Genomic DNA, 17,376 nt, shown 5'->3' on the forward strand with positions numbered 1-17,376 from the left:
CAGCTTCGGGCGTCAGGTCTCCAGCGGCACCAGGGGCGCGCCGCGCGTCCCGGGAACCCAGCGGGGCAGGGCGTACGGCAGAGCGCCGTACCAGAGGCGGGCGACCGTGAAGCCGAAGGTCAGGCACAGCATGCCGCCCACCGCGTCCAGCCAGAAGTGGTTGGCGGTGGAGACGATGACCAGCAGCGTGGCCGCCGGGTAGAGCAGGCCCAGGACGCGCACCCACGGCACCGAGGCCAGGGCGAAGATGGTCAGACCGCACCACAGGGACCAGCCGATGTGCATCGACGGCATCGCGGCGTACTGGTTGGACATGTGCTTGAGGTCCCCGGAGGCCATGGAACCCCACGTGTGGTGGACGACCACCGTGTCGACGAAGTCGCCGCCGTTCATCAGGCGGGGCGGGGCCAGCGGGAAGAAGTAGTAGCCGAGCAGGGCCACCGCCGTGGTGGCGAAGAGCGCGAGGCGCGCCGCCGCGTACCGGCCGGGGTGGCTGCGATAGAGCCACACCAGGACACCGAGCGTCACGACGAAGTGCAGCGTCGCGTAGTAGTAGTTCATCCCGATGATCAGCCATGTCACCGAGTTCACGGCGTGGTTGACCGACTGCTCGACGGCGATTCCGAGATGGTGCTCCATGCGCCACAGCCAGTCGGCGTTGCGCAGCGCCTCCTGCTTCTGCTCGGGCACCGCGTTGCGGATCAGTGAGTACGTCCAGTAACTCACGGCGATGAGCAGGATCTCGAACCAGAAGCGGGGGCGACGCGGGGTGCGCCGTCGGCGCAGGAACGCCTTCCCCGCGTTCTCCTCCGCGACGGGGCGTGGAGCGGCCCGGTCCTGGCCTTCCAGTGTCGTCACGGTCGTCTCACCCATAGGCACAAAGTCTGCCAGAAAAGCGTTCCGCGACCGATCATCCCCTGGTTGGGTCCTGGCCGCACGTTCTACGACAGGAGGAGTCCTACGCGCAACGTAGGGGCTCCTCCTCAGGGACGATTCCGGTCCCCAGGGGCCGAAGCGGTCGAACCGCGCACCACCAGCTCCGGCATGAACACGAACTCACTGTGCGGTGCCGGAGTTCCACCGATCTCCTCCAGCAACGTCCGCACCGCCGCCTGACCCATGGCCGGGACCGGCTTGCGTATCGTCGTCAGGGGCGGGTCGGTGAAGGCGATCAGAGGGGAGTCGTCGAAGCCGACGACCGATATGTCCTTCGGCACCTCCAGGCCCCGCTGACGCGCCGCCCTTATCGCGCCGAGGGCCATCATGTCGCTCGCGCAGACCACCGCCGTGCACCCCCGGTCCATGAGGGCGGTGGCCGCGGCCTGACCGCCCTCCAGGGTGTACAGCGAGTGCTGGACCAGTCGCTCCTCGATGTCGGCCGGGCTCAGCCCCAACTGCTCCTGCATCGTGCGCACGAAGCCCTCGATCTTCCGCTGCACGGGCACGAACCGCTTCGGACCCAGGGCGAGTCCGATGTTGGTGTGCCCGAGCGAGACGAGGTGCGTGACCGCGAGGGCCATCGCCGCGCGGTCGTCCGGGGAGATGAAGGGCGCCTGGACCTTCGGCGAGAAACCGTCGACCAGGACGAACGGGACGCCCTGGGCGCGCAGCTGCTCGTAGCGCTGCATGTCCGCCGAGGTGTCGGCGTGCAGACCGGAGACGAAGATGATGCCGGCGACGCCCCGGTCCACCAGCATCTCCGTCAGCTCGTCCTCGGTGGAGCCGCCCGGCGTCTGGGTGGCGAGGACCGGGGTGTAGCCCTGGCGGGTCAGGGCCTGGCCGATGACCTGCGCCAGGGCCGGAAATATGGGGTTCTCCAGCTCCGGGGTGATCAGGCCCACCAGGCCCTCGCTGCGCTGCCGCAGCCGGACCGGACGCTCGTAGCCCAGGACGTCGAGCGCGGCCAGGACGGACTGGCGGGTGGTCGCGGCGACGCCCGGCTTCCCGTTCAGGACGCGGCTGACAGTCGCCTCACTGACCCCCGCCTGGGCTGCGATGTCGGCAAGCCGTGTGGTCACAGGATTGGACTGTACCGGTCGCATCTCAGACTGCCCACCAGACCGTTGAATCTGCGGGCAGTTCGGTCGTTTCGACACCCGGCTCGACGTCCGCGCTGGCGAGCAGCAGGGTGCCCGGGGTGGGCAGCGGGAGGGGGGCCGAGGTGAGGTTCACCGTGCAGACGAAGGAGCCCTCTGCGGTGTCCCGGCGGAAGGCGAGGAGCCCGTCGGGCGCCGGCAGCCAGGTCACCTGACGGCCCGCGCCGAGCGCCGGGTGCTCGCGGCGCACGGCGAGCGCGCTGCGGTAGAACTCCAGCGTCGAGGTGGGGTCGCCCTCCTGCGCCTCGACCGTGAGGTTCTTCCAGGAGGCCGGCTGCGGCAGCCAGCTCGGGCCGCCCTCGACCGGACCGAAGCCGAACGGTGCGACCTCGCCGGACCACGGCAGCGGCACCCGGCAGCCGTCGCGGGTGCCGTCCTGGCCCGCGCTGCGGAAGAACGCCGGGTCCTGGCGGACCTCGTCGGGCAGGTCGACGACCTCGGGCAGCCCGAGCTCCTCGCCCTGGTAGAGGTACGCCGAGCCGGGCAGCGCCAGCATGAGCAGGGTCGCCGCCCGGGCCCGGCGCAGACCACGCGCCTCGTCCCCTTCCGCGAGACGCGTGGAGTGCCGTACCACGTCGTGGTTGGACAGGACCCAGGTCGCGGGCGCGTGTACGGCGTTCATGGCGCCGAGCGAGCGGTCGATGACCTCGCGCAGGTCCGCCGCGTTCCAACCGGTGGTCAGGTAGGAGAAGTTGAAGGCCTGGTGCAGCTCGTCCGGGCGCAGGTACAGCGCGCTGCGCTCGACGGTCGGCGTCCACGCCTCCGCCACCGCGATGCGCTCGCCCGTGTACTCGTCGAGGATCCGCCGCCAGCTGCGGTAGATCTCGTGCACGCCGTCCTGGTCGAAGTACGGCACGGCCTCGGTGCCGAGCAGCTTGACCTGCTCGTCGTGGCCGATGTCGGGCAGACCCGCCGCCTTGACGAGGCCGTGGGCGACGTCGATGCGGAAGCCGTCGATGCCGAGGTCCAGCCAGAAGCGCAGGATCGAGCGGAACTCGTCGTGGACGGCCGGGTGGTCCCAGTTGAAGTCGGGCTGCTCGGGCGCGAACAGGTGCAGGTACCACTCGCCGTCCTCGACGCGGGTCCAGGCCGGCCCGCCGAAGATGGACTCCCAGTCGTTGGGGGGAAGTTCGCCGTTCTCCCCCTTGCCGGGACGGAAGTGGAAGCGCTCCCGGATCGGCGAACCCGGGCCCTCGCGCAGCGCCTGCTTGAACCACTCGTGCTGGTCCGAGCAGTGGTTGGGCACCAGGTCGACGATCACCCGCAGCCCCAGGCCGTGCGCGTCCCGCACCAGGTCGTCGGCGTCCGTGAGGTTGCCGAACATCGGGTCCACCGCGCGGTAGTCGGCCACGTCGTAGCCCGCGTCCGCCTGCGGGGAGGCGTAGAAGGGGGACAGCCACACCGCGTCGACGCCGAGTTCCTTCAGGTACGGGAGCCGGGCCCGGACGCCGGGCAGGTCACCCATGCCGTCGCCGTTGCCGTCCGCGAAGCTGCGCGGATAGACCTGGTAGATGACCGCGTCGCGCCACCACTCCCGGCGCCCGGAGGCGGCGGAGGAGGCGTCGGTGGGGAGTGCGTCGGTGACGTGCTGGGTCATGGATTCCCTTAGGGGTGCGGGGGGAACGACGGAGGCGCTTGCTGAGTGCGAGGGGTCCGCTAAGTGCGGGCGGGCCGTCAGGATTTCGTGCCTCCGGCCGTCAGACCGGAGACCAGGCTGCGCTGCACCAGCATGAAGACGAGGGCCGCCGGAAGGGTGATGATGATCGCCGTGGCCGAGGTCCACGCCCAGTCGGGCCGCTGGTCCTGCGCGAAGGTGCGGATGCCGACAGCGAGTGTGTAGTGGTCGGACTGCATGAACTGCGTGGCGTACGCGACCTCGCCCCAGGCGGTGAGGAAGCTGTAGAACGCGGTCACGGCGAGGCCCGGCTTGGCCAGCGGCACGATCAGCCGCCAGAACGTGCCGAACGGGGTGAGCCCGTCGACCCGGCCCGCCTCGTCTATCTCCTTGGGGATGGTGTCGAAGTACCCCTTCATCATCCAGGCGCAGAACGGCACCGCCGTCGTCGCGTACGCCAGGATCAGACCGAGGTAGTTGTCCAGCAGGTTCAGCTCGGACATAAGGAGATACAGCGGCACGATCAGCACGATACTGGGGAACATCTGCGTGACCAGGAAGGTCCACATCAGCTGCCTGCTGCCGGGGAACTTCATCCGGGACACCGCGTATCCGGCGGTCGCCGCGAGGAAGACGCCGAGCACGGTGGTGCCGCCCGCCACGACGACGGTGTTCAGGAACCACTTCGGCAGGTCCGTCTGGGACAGCACATCGCTGTAGTTGTGCAGGCTGAGGTGCGAGAACACCTCGCTCGGCTGCTGCCAGGCGTTCTTCGGGCCGAGCGAGATGAACAGGATCCACATCACCGGGAAGGCCGCGATCACCGTGGCGACGATCAGCGTGCCGTGCAGGGCGATCGAGGAGCCGAGGCTGCGTTCCTCGCGGCCGCGGACCTTGCGGGGGGTGGCCACGGCGGACCGGCCGGCAGTGGCGGTCGCGGAGGACTCGTGGGTTGCTGCGGTCATGGCGAGGGCTCCTTACGCCTGCTCGGACTTCAGGGTGCTGCGGCGGTAGAAGGTCGAGAAGGCCAGCAGGAGGGCGAGGATGATGATCCCGTACGTCGCCGCGCCCGCGTAGTCCGAGATGCCGGTGAACGCCTTGCGGAAGGCGAAGGTGACGAGGATGTCGGCGTCGCCGCTCGTGTTGTTGCCCAGCAGCAGATAGATGACGTTGAACATGTTGAACGTCCAGATGCAGCCGAGCAGGATCACGGTGTTCGACACCGGGCGCAGACCGGGCAGCGTCACGTTGACGAAGCGCTGCCAGGGGGAGGCGCCGTCCATCTCGGCGGCCTCGTACAGCTCCTTGGGGATGGACTGGAGTCCGCCGAGCACCGCGACCATGTTGAAGGGGATGCCGATCCAGACGTTCACCATGATGACGGCGATCTTCTGGGCGAGCGGGGTGCCGAGCCAGTCCTGGGCCGGCAGGCCGAACGCGGTGATGATCTCGTTGAAGACGCCGTACTGGGAGTTGAGCATCAGCCGCCAGGCGAAGACGCCGATGAACGAGGGGACGGCCCAGGGCAGGATCAGCATGGCGCGGTAGAAACCGCGGAAGCGGACCTTGCGGTTGAGCAGCACCGCGAGGCCCATGCCGATGCCGACCTGGAGGGTCACGCAGGACACCGTCCAGATGACCGTCCACAGCAGGCGCGGGTAGAAGTCGCTGTCCGCGCCCGACAGCACGTGCCAGTAGTTGTCGAGGCCGACGAACTTGTAGGTGGCCGGGCGGTGGAAGGCGCCGATGGTGGACGCCACGTTCGACTCGTTGGCGTCGGTCAGCGACTGGTAGATGCCGTACCCGAGCGGATACAGGACGAGGACGGTGAGGACGATGGCGACCGGGGTCACCATGGCCCAGGCGTACCAGTACTTGTCCCAGGACCGCCGGAGCGCCGAAACGCGTGGGGGGCGCGCGGCGTTCTTGCCGGGCGCTGGCTGGTCGGTCTTCTCGGTGCTCGCTGCGGTCGTCATCCTCATCGGCTCTTTCGCGGCGGAAATGCGGAGGTCTGGGGCTCGGGAGATCTGGTGACCCGGGGTCCGGTGGCCCCCGTGGCCCCCGTGGATCCGAGGGTCTGGTGGATCTGGGGTTCGGTGAGCCTGGGGTTCGGTGGATCTCGGGTTCGATGGGTCCAGGGTCCAGGGTCCAGGGTCCGGGGTCCGGTGGGCCCTGGATTCAGGGGCTCGGGGTCTGGGGACCCGGTGGAGACCCGGGATCCGGGTTCCGGTGGGTCTGGTGGTCTGGTGGATCGAGAGTCTGGGGGCTGGTGGGCCCGGATCCAGGGATCCGGTGGGTCCGGGGTCCAGGGGTCCGGGAGCCGGGGTCTGGTGGATCCGGAGTCCAGGGTCCGGTGGACCCGGGATCCGGGGAGTCTGGGGGCCCGGGATCTGGTGGGCCCAGGGTCCAGAGTCCGGGGCCTGGTGGATCCGGGATCCGGGACTCGGTCAACCCGCGGGGCCAGGGCCCCGAGGCTCTGGTGGACCCGGGGTCTGGGATCCGGGACCCGGGGTCTGGTCACCCCCTGGGGCCAGTGCCCCGTGGGTCTGGTGGGCCCGGGTCTGGGGATCCCGGGGTCCGACGGCCCGGGGCCTTGTGGGTCCGGGGTCCGATGGCCCGGGGCCCGGTGGGTCCGGTGATCCTGAGGGAACCGGTGACCGCAGCCCCGGGGGAGCCCCGTTCGGGGCGGCAGCGGGGAAAACGTTCCCCGGGGCTGCGCGTTCTTCGGTTACCGGTGGATCAGGGGTTGCCCGGTCAGCCGATGGTGTAGCCGGGCAGGAGCTTCTGGAACTCCTTGGCGGTGGCGTCGAGACCGGCCTTGACGTCCTCGCTGCCCTGCAGGATCTTCACGTAGTTCTGCGCGAGCGGCGTGAAGAGCGAGCCGACCTGCGGCAGCGCGACGCGCGGACGGGCGGTCTGCTCCAGGATCGGCTTGAAGCCGGCGATCTTGGCGTCAGAGGTGACCTCGGCCGTGTACGCCGACTTGCGGGTCGGCAGCGTGCCGGTGCCCTTGGCGATCTCGACCTGGCTGTCGGTCGAGGTCATGAACTGGGTGAAGAGGTACCCGGCGTCCAGGTTCTTGGAGCCCTGGTAGACCGCGAGGTTGTGACCGCCGGTCGGCGCCTGGGCCTTGCCACCGGGGCCGGCCGGGACGGGCGCGTAGCCGAGGTTGGTCTCCTTGCCCTTGAACGCGCTGCCGCCCAGATCCTCGCTGACCGACCAGGGACCCTGGACCAGCATGGCGACCTTGCCGGTCTTGAACGCCGTCTGCATGTTCTGGTAGGCGTTGGCGTAGTCGACCTTCATCGACGCCTCGTCCTGGATCTTCTTCGCCGTGGTGATCGCGGTGACGGCGTTGGCGTCGGAGATGGTGATCTTCTTGGCCGAGGTGTCGGCCATGTCCGCGTTGTTGCTGTAGAGCAGCGGGAGCAGGAAGTACGAGTCCGGGTTGAGGTAGGTGCCGTACGCCCCGGTCTTCTTCTTGATGGTCTTCGAGTCGGCGATGAACTCGTCCCAGGTGGTCGGCGGCTGCGCGATGCCGGCCTTCTTCAGGAGATCCTTGTTGTAGAGGAGACCCAGGGTGTCGGTGACCGAGGGGACGCCGTACGTCTTGCCGTTGTACTTGGTGGTGTTGAGCGGGCCCGAGTTGAAGTCCGAGGTGTCCTTCAGCGCGATCGTGCCGTCGAGGGGGGCGATGTAACCGAGCGAGGCGTACTCGGCCATCAGGCCGACGTCGGTGCGGACGACGTCCGGGGCACCCTTGCCGCTCTTCGCCGCCGACTTGAACTTCTGCTCGACGTCGCTGAACGGGACGCTCTGGTAGTTCACCTTGATCTTCGGGTACTTGGCCTCGAACTTCTTGATGAGAGCCTTGTACGTCGGGGCTTCGGTCGCCGCGTCCGATGTGTCCCAGTACGTGATCGTCCCGGAAATGTCGCCGGCGGCCTTCGGCTTGCTCGACGAGTTGCCGTCGGAACCACCACAGGCGGTCGCGGTCAGCGCGATGACGGTCACCGCGGCGGCGATCGATATGCCACGTCGCATATGAACTCCTAGAAGAGGGTTTGCCCGGATCTTCCCTTGGGAGGACCGCGGGTGCCGTCTGTCCCATCGACGGCCGCCGGGCTGGGGAGGAAACTAACAGCGCTGCAAGTCCTTGCGAAAGACGTTGCAAGGAAATTTCCGCAAGATCCCGCAAGCGTGACGTTCCCGTTACCGCAAGGTGTCGCAAAGAGGTCGCAAAGAGGAAAGCGCCGTATCGGGCATGTCCGATACGGCGCTTTCGGTACGGGCTCCCGCGGGGGCCCCACGGACTCCGTACGGCCTTCCGTACAGGCTTCCGCGCGGCTCGCGGAAGCCGCTCAGCAGCTGGTCTTGCCCGTGTACAGCGCCAGCGCCGTGTTCGCGCCGAGGGTCGCCGTGAACTGCCCGGAGCCGTTCACCGTGACGCTGGTGTTGTTCTGGACATTGCAGTACGTCCCCGCCGCGAGGGATGTCTGATAGGTCCGGGTCAGCGAGCCCGACTCGTGGTTGATGGCCACGTACCCCTTGGCGCCGCGGCCGAAGGCGATCGCGTCGTTGCCGTCGTCCCACCAGTCGGTGACCGACTGGCCCCGGGTGGCGTTGCGGAAGGCGACCATCGACTTGATCTCCGGCCAGGCGTGCTGGCACTTCCAGCCGTCCTGCCAGCAGGCGTTGACGGTGCCGCCGTTGGGCGGGCCGGCGTCCACGTCCGACCACTCGTAGCCGGAGTTGATGTCCGGGGCGCCGTACGGGTAGGCGAGCATGAAGACGTTGGCGAGGGTGTAGTTCGCCCCGTCCTTGTAGTTGAGCGTCGAGCCGTTGCGCTCGGTGTCGTGGTTGTCGACGAACACGCCCGCGACGGAGCTGCTCATATAGCCCCAGCCCTCGCCGTAGTTCTTCAGGTAGGCGAGGTTCTCGTTGTTGAAGACCCGCTTGAGGTCGTAGGCGTACCGGAACTCCTGCACGTCGCCGTTGCCGGTGTACTCGGTCGGCTGGACCGCCTCGCCGGCGCCGTAGATGACCTCCTGCTTCCAGTACACCGACGGATTGGTCAGCCGCGACTTGATGTTGGCGAGGTCGGTCGCCGGGATGTGCTTGGCCGCGTCGATGCGGAAGCCGTCCACGCCGTACCCGAGCAGGCTGTTCATGTACCCGGCGATGGTCTTGCGGACGTACTCCTCGCCGGTGTCCAGGTCGGCGAGCCCGACGAGCTCGCAGTTCTGGACGTTGGCGCGGTTGGTGTAGTCGCTGACCGTCGCCGTGCAGTCGTCCATGTCGTACGAGGAGTACAGGCCGGGGTAGTTGTACTTCGTGTACGAAGATCCGCCGGTACCGGTGCCGGAACCCGCCGCCATGTGGTTGACGACCGTGTCCGCCACGACCTTCACGCCGGCCGCGTGACAGGTGTTGATCATGTTCTGGAAGGCGGTCGCGTCACCGAGCCGCCCGGCGATCCTGTAGCTCACGGGCTGGTACGAGGTCCACCACTGTGAGCCCTGTATGTGCTCGGCGGGTGGCGAGACCTGGACGTAGCCGTAACCGGCCGGGCCCAGCGTGTTGGTGCATTCCTTGGCGACCGAGTCGAACTTCCACTCGAACAGAACGGCGGTGACGTCCTTCGTGCCCGGCGGGGAAGCCGCCGCGACACCCGGGGGGAGTGCCACCGAGACCGCCAGGCCCGCCGCGAGGGCGAACGAGGCGGCAAGTGTCTTCCTGGCCATGTTTCTTGCCATGTGGGTGCTCCTGCACTTCGTCGTGCGGGTGGGGGGAACGGAAGTTATCCGTTGGTTCGGGTTTCAGCAAGATGTCGAAAGAACTTCCAACACGTGTATTGACGCGGCCCCTTGACCGCGCCCACTCTCGCACCGCGGTCAACTTGCTTCCCCGGCAACCCAGTTGACCGCGTTCCCGCACCTCCGTCCCCCGCAAGGAGTTGCCGTCATGCGCTGGATCAGATCACGGGCGTTACCCCTGGCCACGGCCGGACTGCTGGCCCTCGGCGGAGCCGCCGCGCTGCCCGCCCCGGCCGCCCACGCCGCCGTCTCAGACACCGGCATCCCCAACGGCGATGTGATCGCCAACCTGTGGGAGTGGAACTGGAAGTCGGTCGCCGCCGAGTGCACGAACGTGCTCGACCCGGCCGGCTACGGGGCGGTCCAGGTCGCCCCGCCCGCGGAGTCGTTGAAGCAGACGAACTACTACTGGTGGGACGTCTACCAGCCCTACGCCTACAACCTGAACAGCCGCTTCGGCACCGCGGCCCAGTTCAAGACCATGGTCGACACGTGTCACGCGGCCGGCATCAAGGTCTACACGGACGCCGTGATCAACCACACCGCCGCCCAGACCGGCACCGGCTACAACGGCACGGTCGTCACCAACAAGTACGACACCCCCGACTACGACCCCGCCGACAGCGACGACTGCACGAAGACGATCTCCAACTGGTCCGACCGGTACGAGGTCCAGCACTGCGAACTGCTCGGCCTGCCCGACCTGGACACCGCCGAGAGCGGCGTCCGTACGAAGATCATCGGCTTTCTCGACCAGCAGATCGACCTGGGTGTCGACGGCTTCCGTGTCGACGCGGCCAAGCACATCGACGCCGCCGACCTGAGCGCCATCGTCGCCGGACTGCACACCACGACCTCCGGCGCGGCGCCGTACATCACCCAGGAGATCTACCCCGGCACCCCGCCCGCGCAGGACGAGTACTACGGCAGCGGTGACGTCCTCGACTTCACCTTCGCCGCGCAGATGAAGTCCCAGTTCCAGGGCGACATCGCCAACCTGTCGAGTTTCGGCAGCGGTTGGGGCCTGACGGCCGAGGCGAACTCCAACACCTTCGTCACCAACCACGACACCGAGCGCAACGGCTACTCGCTCAGCTACAAGGACGGCGACACCGCGGTCCTCGCCAACGTCTTCCAGCTGGCCCGGGGCTACGGCCGCCCGTCCGTCTACTCGGGCTGGACCTTCAGCCAGAGCGACGAGGCCCCGCCGAACTCCGCCGGTTTCGTCACCGACACCAACTGCGCGAGCGGCTGGTACTGCCTCGACCGCAACACCGCGGTCTCCGGCATGATCGGCTGGCACAACGCGGCGAGCGGCTACGCGGTCGCCAACTGGCAGTCCCCGTCCTCGAACGTCATCGGCTTCGGCAGGGGTGGCGCGGGCTTCGTCGCCCTCAACAACAGCTCCGGCGCCAGCACGTACACGTACACGACGGGCCTGGCCGACGGGACGTACCCGAACGTGATCGACGGTGGCGCGACCACCGTCACCGTCACGGGCGGCAAGGCCTCCCTGACCGTGCCCGCGAAGTCGGCGGTCGCCTTCTACGACCCGAACTACATCTGCACGGTGAACTGCGGCGGAGGCAGCGGGGGCGGAGGCGGCGGTGGTTCCACCAGCGTCACCGCGACCTTCGACGAGTACGCCTCCACCACCACCGGCACCGATGTGTACGTGGTCGGTTCGGTCGCCGCGCTCGGCAGCTGGAACACGGCGAACGCGGTGAAGCTGTCGTCGTCGGGCTACCCGATCTGGAAGGCCGACGTCTCCGTCCCGGCGAGCACGAGCATCGAGTACAAGTACATAAAGAAGGACTCGTCCGGAAACGTCACCTGGGAGTCCAACGCCAACCGGTCGCTCACGACGAGTACTTCGGCGGTCGAGGTCGACAACTCCTGGAACGTGGCCGACGCCGACGCCACGGACGTGACCTTAGGAGTCAACGCGACCACCGACTACGGCACCAACGTGTACGTCGTCGGTTCCATCCCCTCCCTCGGCTCCTGGAACACCGCCGACGCCATCCCGCTGTCCTCGGCGTCGTACCCGTACTGGGGCCGACTGGTCATCGTGCCCAAGTCGACGTCGTTCGCGTACAAGTACATCAAGAAGGACTCCTCCGGAAACGTGACGTGGGAGTCCGGCGCCAACCGCGCCTACAGCACCGGCTCGGGAACGGGCTACAGCGTCAGCGACACCTGGCGCTGAAAGTTCTTGCTCAGAGTTTCAAGACTCTTGCTGTAAGGCTTGCGTGGGCGATACCGTCGCGCCGGTCGCCCGGCATCGAGGCCGTGTCTCGGCTTGAAGCCGGTCCGGACGAGCTGTTCGAGCCGTAGCCGTACTGAGCCGTATTCACTAGGAGTTCACGCCTGTGGCCCTGATACCGAGATGGCCGGCGCCCGGGGCGCGCCGCCGCACCCCACCCCAGCGAAGAATCGCGGCCGTCGCCGTGGCCGCCCTCGCGGCAGCGTTCCTTCAGCCGATCGCGGCGCGGGCGCAGACCCCGCCCGCGCCGCCCTCGGACGCGAAGCTCGCCGCCGAACCGGCCCGGCACGATGACACGCGCGAGCAGTTCTACTTCGTGATGCCGGATCGTTTCGCCAATGGCGACACGTCCAACGACCGGGGCGGGCTGACCGGTTCGCGCCTCGCCACCGGGTACGACCCCACGGACAAGGGCTTCTACCAGGGCGGCGACCTGAAGGGGTTGACCCGCAAGCTCGACTACATCAAGGGGCTCGGCACCACCGCCATCTGGATGGCCCCGATCTTCAAGAACCAGGCCGTGCAGGGCACGGGGAGCAACGCCTCCGCCGGCTACCACGGTTACTGGATCACCGACTTCACCCAGGTCGACCCGCACTTCGGCACCAACAAGGACCTCGCGACCCTCATCTCCAAGGCGCACGCCAAGGGCATGAAGGTCTTCTTCGACGTCATCACCAACCACACCGCCGACGTCGTCGACTACGAGGGCAAGTCCTACGACTACCTCTCCAAGGGCGCCTTCCCGTACCTGACCAAGGACGGGCAGCCCTTCGACGACGCCGACTACGCGGACGGGAAGAAGGCCTTCCCCGCCGTCACCACCGCGTCCTTCCCGAAGACCCCGACCGTCCCCGCCGACAAGGCGAACGTGAAGGTCCCGTCCTGGCTCAACGACCCGACGATGTACCACAATCGCGGTGACTCGACCTACGCGGGCGAGAACGCCACCTACGGCGACTTCTCCGGCCTCGACGACCTGTGGACCGAGCGCCCCGAGGTCGTCAGCGGCATGGAGAAGATCTACGAGAAGTGGGTCAGGGACTTCGGCGTCGACGGCTTCCGGATCGACACCGTGAAGCACGTGGACATGGAGTTCTGGACGCAGTGGGCCACCGCGCTCGACACGTACGCGGCCGAGCGGGGCCGGAAGAACTTCTTCATGTTCGGCGAGGTCTACTCCGCCGACACGTCGATCACCTCCCCGTACGTCACCCAGGGCCGGCTCGACGCCACCCTCGACTTCCCCTTCCAGGACGCGGCACGCTCGTACGCCTCCCAGGGCGGCAGCGCCAAGAAGCTCGCCTCGGTCTTCGGTGACGACTACAAGTACACGACCGACAAGGCCAACGCGTACGAGCAGGTCACCTTCCTCGGCAACCACGACATGGGCCGCATCGGGTACTTCCTGAACCAGGACAACCCGAAGGCCACCGACGCCGAGCTGGTGAAGAAGGACGAGCTCGCCAACGAGCTGATGTTCCTCACTCGCGGCAACCCGGTCGTCTACTACGGCGACGAGCAGGGCTTCACCGGCGCGGGCGGCGACAAGGACGCCCGTCAGACGATGTTCGCCTCCAAGGTCCCCGACTACCTCGACGACGACGAGCTCGGCACCGACCGCACGCACGCGAGCGACGCCTACTACACGAGCACACCGCTCTACAAGGAGATCGCCGCTCTCTCGAAGCTCCGCAAGGACAACCCGGCTCTCGCGGACGGGGTGCAGACCGAGCGGTACGCGGCCGACGGGGCGGGCATCTACGCCTTCTCCCGTACGGGTGGCAACAGGACCGAGTACCTCGTCGCCCTCAACAACGCGGGCGAGGCGAAGACAGCGACCTTCGCGACCGGCTCCGCCGACATGACCTTCCAGGGGATCTACGGGACCTCGTCCCGGCTGACGAGCGACGCCGACAAGAACGTCACCGTCACCGTCCCGGCGGGATCCGCCGTCGTCCTCAAGGCGGCCCGGCCGCTCGGCGCCCCCGCCGCGAAGCCCTCGCTCACCCTGAAGGCGCCGGACGCGGGCGCCACCGGCACCGTCGAGCTCGGCGCCGACGTCACCGGCGGTCAGCTCGACCGTGTCGTCTTCGCCGCCCAGGTCGGCAACGGGAAGTGGCGGACTCTCGGCTCCGCAGACCACGCCCCGTACAAGGTCACCCAGGTCATCGGCAAGGACGTACCCGCCGGAACCGCCCTGCGCTACAAGGCGGTGGTCGTCGACTCGGCCGGGCGGACCGCGAGTGCGACGGCCGCGAGCACCACCGGGACCCCGCCCGCCCCCGAAGTCCCCACCGCCTCCTCGCGCGACTACGCGATCGTCCACTACAAGCGCACCGACGGCGACTACACCGACTGGCGGCTGTACGCCTGGGGCGACCTCGCCGACGGTGAGTCGACGACCTGGCCCGCGGGCCACGACTTCATCGGCCGGGACGCCTACGGGGCCTTCGCCTACGTGAAGTTGAAGCCGGGTGCCTCCAGTGTCGGCTTCCTCGTCATCGACAAGGACGGCAACAAGGACGTCGCCGCCGACCGCACGATCGACGTCACCAAGACGGGCGAGGTCTGGGTCGAGCAGGGCAAGGAGGCCGTACAGACCCAGCGGCCCGACTACCCGGCGCAGGACACGACCAAGGCCGTACTGCACTACCACCGCGCCGACGGCGACTACACCGGCTGGGGACTGCACGTCTGGACCGGGGCCGCGACGCCCACGGACTGGTCCAAGCCCCTGGAGCCGGTCAAGACCGACGCCTATGGCGCCGTCTTCGAGGTGCCGCTCACCGCGGGTGCCACCAGCCTCAGTTACATCCTCCACAAGGGCGACGAGAAGGACCTCCCGACCGACCAGTCGCTCGACCTCACCGCGAACGGCCACGAGGCGTGGCTCGTGAACGGCCAGGAGAAGTACCTGCTCCCGCAGCCCGCCGGCAGCGCGGCCGCGCTCGACCTGACCACCTCCAAGGCGGTCTGGATCGACCGGAACACGGTTGCCTGGAACGGCTCCGAGGCCGCGGCCTCCACCCAGTTGCTGTACTCCCACGACGGCTCGATCGCCGTCAAGGACGGGACGCTGACCAGCGACGACGAGCGGTGGCTCCGGCTTTCCAGGACCACCCTCACCGACGCCCAGAAGGCCGCGTTCCCGCACCTCAAGGACTACACCGCCTGGTCCGTCGACCCGCGCGACCGAGGCCGGGTGAAGAAGGCCCTGAACGGTCAGATCGTCGCCTCGCAACGGGCCGCGAACGGCGCCGTGCTCGCGGCGACCGGCGTCCAGATCGCCGGCGTACTGGACGATCTGTACGACGCGACCAAGGCACAGCTGGGTCCGACGTTCCGTGACGGTCGTCCCACGCTGGCGGTGTGGGCGCCGACCGCGCAGAGCGTGGCGCTGGAGCTCGACGGCTCCACGGTCGCCATGAAGAGGAACGACACCACCGGCGTCTGGTCCGTCACCGGCGCGAAGTCCTGGCGGAACAAGCCCTACCGGTACGTCGTGAAGGTGTGGGCGCCCACCGTCCGCGAGGTCGTCACCAACAAGGTCACCGACCCGTACTCGCTCGCCCTCACCGCCGACTCCGAGCGCAGTCTCGTCGTCGACCTGAAGGACAAGTCCCTCGCCCCGAGCGGCTGGTCCTCCCTGAAGAAGCCCAAGGCCGTGCCGCTGCGGGACGCCCAGATCCAGGAGCTGCACATCCGGGACTTCTCGGTGGCGGACGAGACCGTCCCGGCGAAGGACCAGGGCACCTACCTCGCCTTCGCCGACAAGAACAGCGACGGGTCCAGGCACCTGCGGGCCCTCGCCGCGGCGGGCACCTCGTACGTCCACCTCCTGCCCGCCTTCGACATCGCCACCATCCCCGAGAAGAAGTCCGAGCAGGCCACCACCGGCTGCGACCTCGCCTCCTACCCCGCCGACTCCCAGAAGCAGCAGGAGTGCGTCGCCGCGATCGCCGCGAAGGACGCCTACAACTGGGGCTACGACCCGTACCACTACACGGTCCCGGAGGGCTCGTACGCGAGCGACCCGGACGGCACCGGCCGTACGGTCGAGTTCCGCCAGATGGTCAAGTCGCTGAACGAGGACGGCCTGCGGGTCGTCATGGACGTGGTCTACAACCACACGGCCGCCAGCGGTCAGGCGGACACCTCCGTGCTCGACAGGATCGTGCCCGGCTACTACCAGCGGCTCCTCGCCGACGGGTCCGTCGCCACCTCCACCTGCTGCGCGAACACGGCCACCGAGAACGCCATGATGGGCAAACTGGTGGTGGACTCGATCGTCACCTGGGCCAAGGAGTACAAGGTCGACGGCTTCCGCTTCGACCTCATGGGGCACCACCCCAAGGCCAACATCCTGGCCGTCCGCAAGGCCCTCGACGCGCTGACCGTGGCGAAGGACGGGGTCGACGGAAAGAAGATCATCCTGTATGGGGAGGGCTGGAACTTCGGTGAGGTCGCCGACGACGCCCGTTTCGTACAGGCCACCCAGAAGAACATGGCCGGGACGGGCATCGCGACCTTCTCCGACCGGGCGCGTGACGCGGTGCGCGGCGGCAGCCCCTTCGACTCCGACCCCGGCGTCCAGGGCTTCGCCTCGGGGCTGTACACCGACCCCAACTCCTCGACCGCCAACGGCACTTCGGCCGAGCAGAAGGCCCGGCTGCTGCACTACCAGGACCTCATCAAGATCGGGCTCAGCGGCAACCTCGCCACCTACCGCTTCACCGACACCGACGGCAAGGAGGTCAAGGGCTCCGAGGTCGACTACAACGGCCAGCCCGCCGGATACGCGGCGGCACCGGGCGACGCCCTCGCGTACGCCGACGCGCACGACAACGAGTCCCTGTACGACGCCCTCACCTACAAGCTGCCCGCCACGACCGGCGCGGACGACCGGGCGCGGATGCAGGTCCTCGCCATGGCGACCGCCGCCCTCTCCCAGGGCCCGTCGCTCTCCCAGGCGGGCTCCGACCTGCTGCGCTCCAAGTCCCTCGACCGCAACTCGTTCGACAGCGGCGACTGGTTCAACGCCATCCACTGGAACTGCCGGGACGGCAACGGCTTCGGACGCGGACTGCCGATGGCGGCCGACAACGCGTCCAAGTGGCCCTACGCCACACCCCTGTTGAGCACCGTCAAGGTGGGATGCCCGCAGATCGAGGGCAGCTCGGCGGCGTACCAGGACCTGGAGCGGATCCGAACGACCGAGAGCGTCTTCTCGCTGTCCACCGCCGGGCAGGTGCAGTCGAAGCTCTCCTTCCCGCTGTCCGGCAAGGACGAGACGCCCGGCGTGATCACGATGGAGCTCGGCGACCTCGTCGTCGTCTTCAACGCGACACCGAAGGCACAGGAGCAGACGGTCGGCGCCCTGGCCGGGACGGCGTACGCGCTGCACCCGGTGCAGGCGGCGGGCGCCGACCCTATCGTCAAATCGTCCTCTTACGAGGCGAAAACGGGCACGTTCGCCGTTCAGGGGCGCACTGTGGCGGTATTCTCCCGGACCTCCTGAAAGGGCATTACCTTGGTGGGGCAGACCTCGAACCCGGTCTGCCCCACCGGTGTGTCCAAAGG

The 17,376-nt window shown here is 68.2% G+C and carries 9 protein-coding genes; 2 read left to right on the plus strand and 7 right to left on the minus strand.

What is annotated here, in order from left to right:
• Positions 1 to 12 precede the first annotated feature (12 nt).
• The 7 genes from KVT44_RS02720 to KVT44_RS02750 all read right to left on the minus strand — a co-directional run bounded on the left by KVT44_RS02720 (position 13) and on the right by KVT44_RS02750 (position 9,455).
• Entirely contained in the window at positions 13 to 873 is an 861-nt protein-coding gene (locus KVT44_RS02720; RefSeq protein ID WP_099923030.1) for a phosphatase PAP2 family protein, read from the minus strand.
• Positions 874 to 983: 110 nt separating this feature from the next.
• Positions 984 to 2,018 carry a LacI family DNA-binding transcriptional regulator gene (locus tag KVT44_RS02725; RefSeq protein WP_054230823.1) on the minus strand — a complete coding sequence of 345 codons (1,035 nt, stop codon included), beginning with the start codon at positions 2,016 to 2,018 and terminating at the stop codon, positions 984 to 986.
• Between the two features lie 25 nt (positions 2,019 to 2,043).
• On the minus strand, positions 2,044 to 3,693 hold the full coding sequence (locus tag KVT44_RS02730; protein WP_217565916.1) for a glycoside hydrolase family 13 protein: 1,650 nt from the start codon (positions 3,691 to 3,693) through the stop codon (positions 2,044 to 2,046).
• A gap of 77 nt (positions 3,694 to 3,770) precedes the next feature.
• Positions 3,771 to 4,676, minus strand: a complete 906-nt coding sequence (locus tag KVT44_RS02735; RefSeq protein WP_054230821.1) for a sugar ABC transporter permease — start codon at positions 4,674 to 4,676, stop codon at positions 3,771 to 3,773.
• Positions 4,677 to 4,688: 12 nt separating this feature from the next.
• On the minus strand, positions 4,689 to 5,687 hold the full coding sequence (locus tag KVT44_RS02740) for a carbohydrate ABC transporter permease (protein ID WP_099923032.1): 999 nt from the start codon (positions 5,685 to 5,687) through the stop codon (positions 4,689 to 4,691).
• A gap of 778 nt (positions 5,688 to 6,465) precedes the next feature.
• A complete protein-coding gene (locus KVT44_RS02745) occupies positions 6,466 to 7,755 on the minus strand; it encodes an extracellular solute-binding protein (RefSeq protein ID WP_190168551.1) in 1,290 nt (429 codons plus the stop codon).
• A gap of 317 nt (positions 7,756 to 8,072) precedes the next feature.
• The gene (locus tag KVT44_RS02750) at positions 8,073 to 9,455 is read right to left on the minus strand and encodes an alpha-amylase family protein (protein WP_217565973.1); all 1,383 of its coding nucleotides are present in this window, start codon (positions 9,453 to 9,455) and stop codon (positions 8,073 to 8,075) included.
• A 220-nt stretch (positions 9,456 to 9,675) separates the two neighbouring features.
• On the opposite strand from KVT44_RS02750, the gene KVT44_RS02755 reads away from it, so the two are divergent.
• Both KVT44_RS02755 and pulA read left to right on the plus strand, forming a co-directional pair.
• Complete coding sequence (locus KVT44_RS02755; RefSeq protein WP_217565917.1) at positions 9,676 to 11,736, plus strand: carbohydrate-binding module family 20 domain-containing protein; 2,061 nt, start codon at positions 9,676 to 9,678, stop codon at positions 11,734 to 11,736.
• A gap of 169 nt (positions 11,737 to 11,905) precedes the next feature.
• A complete protein-coding gene (pulA, locus tag KVT44_RS02760; RefSeq protein WP_217565974.1) occupies positions 11,906 to 17,314 on the plus strand; it encodes a pullulanase-type alpha-1,6-glucosidase in 5,409 nt (1,802 codons plus the stop codon).
• Positions 17,315 to 17,376 lie beyond the last annotated feature (62 nt).

The sequence above is a fragment of the Streptomyces sp. GbtcB7 genome, from assembly GCF_019091445.1.
Taxonomy (GTDB): Bacteria; Actinomycetota; Actinomycetes; order Streptomycetales; family Streptomycetaceae; genus Streptomyces; species Streptomyces mirabilis.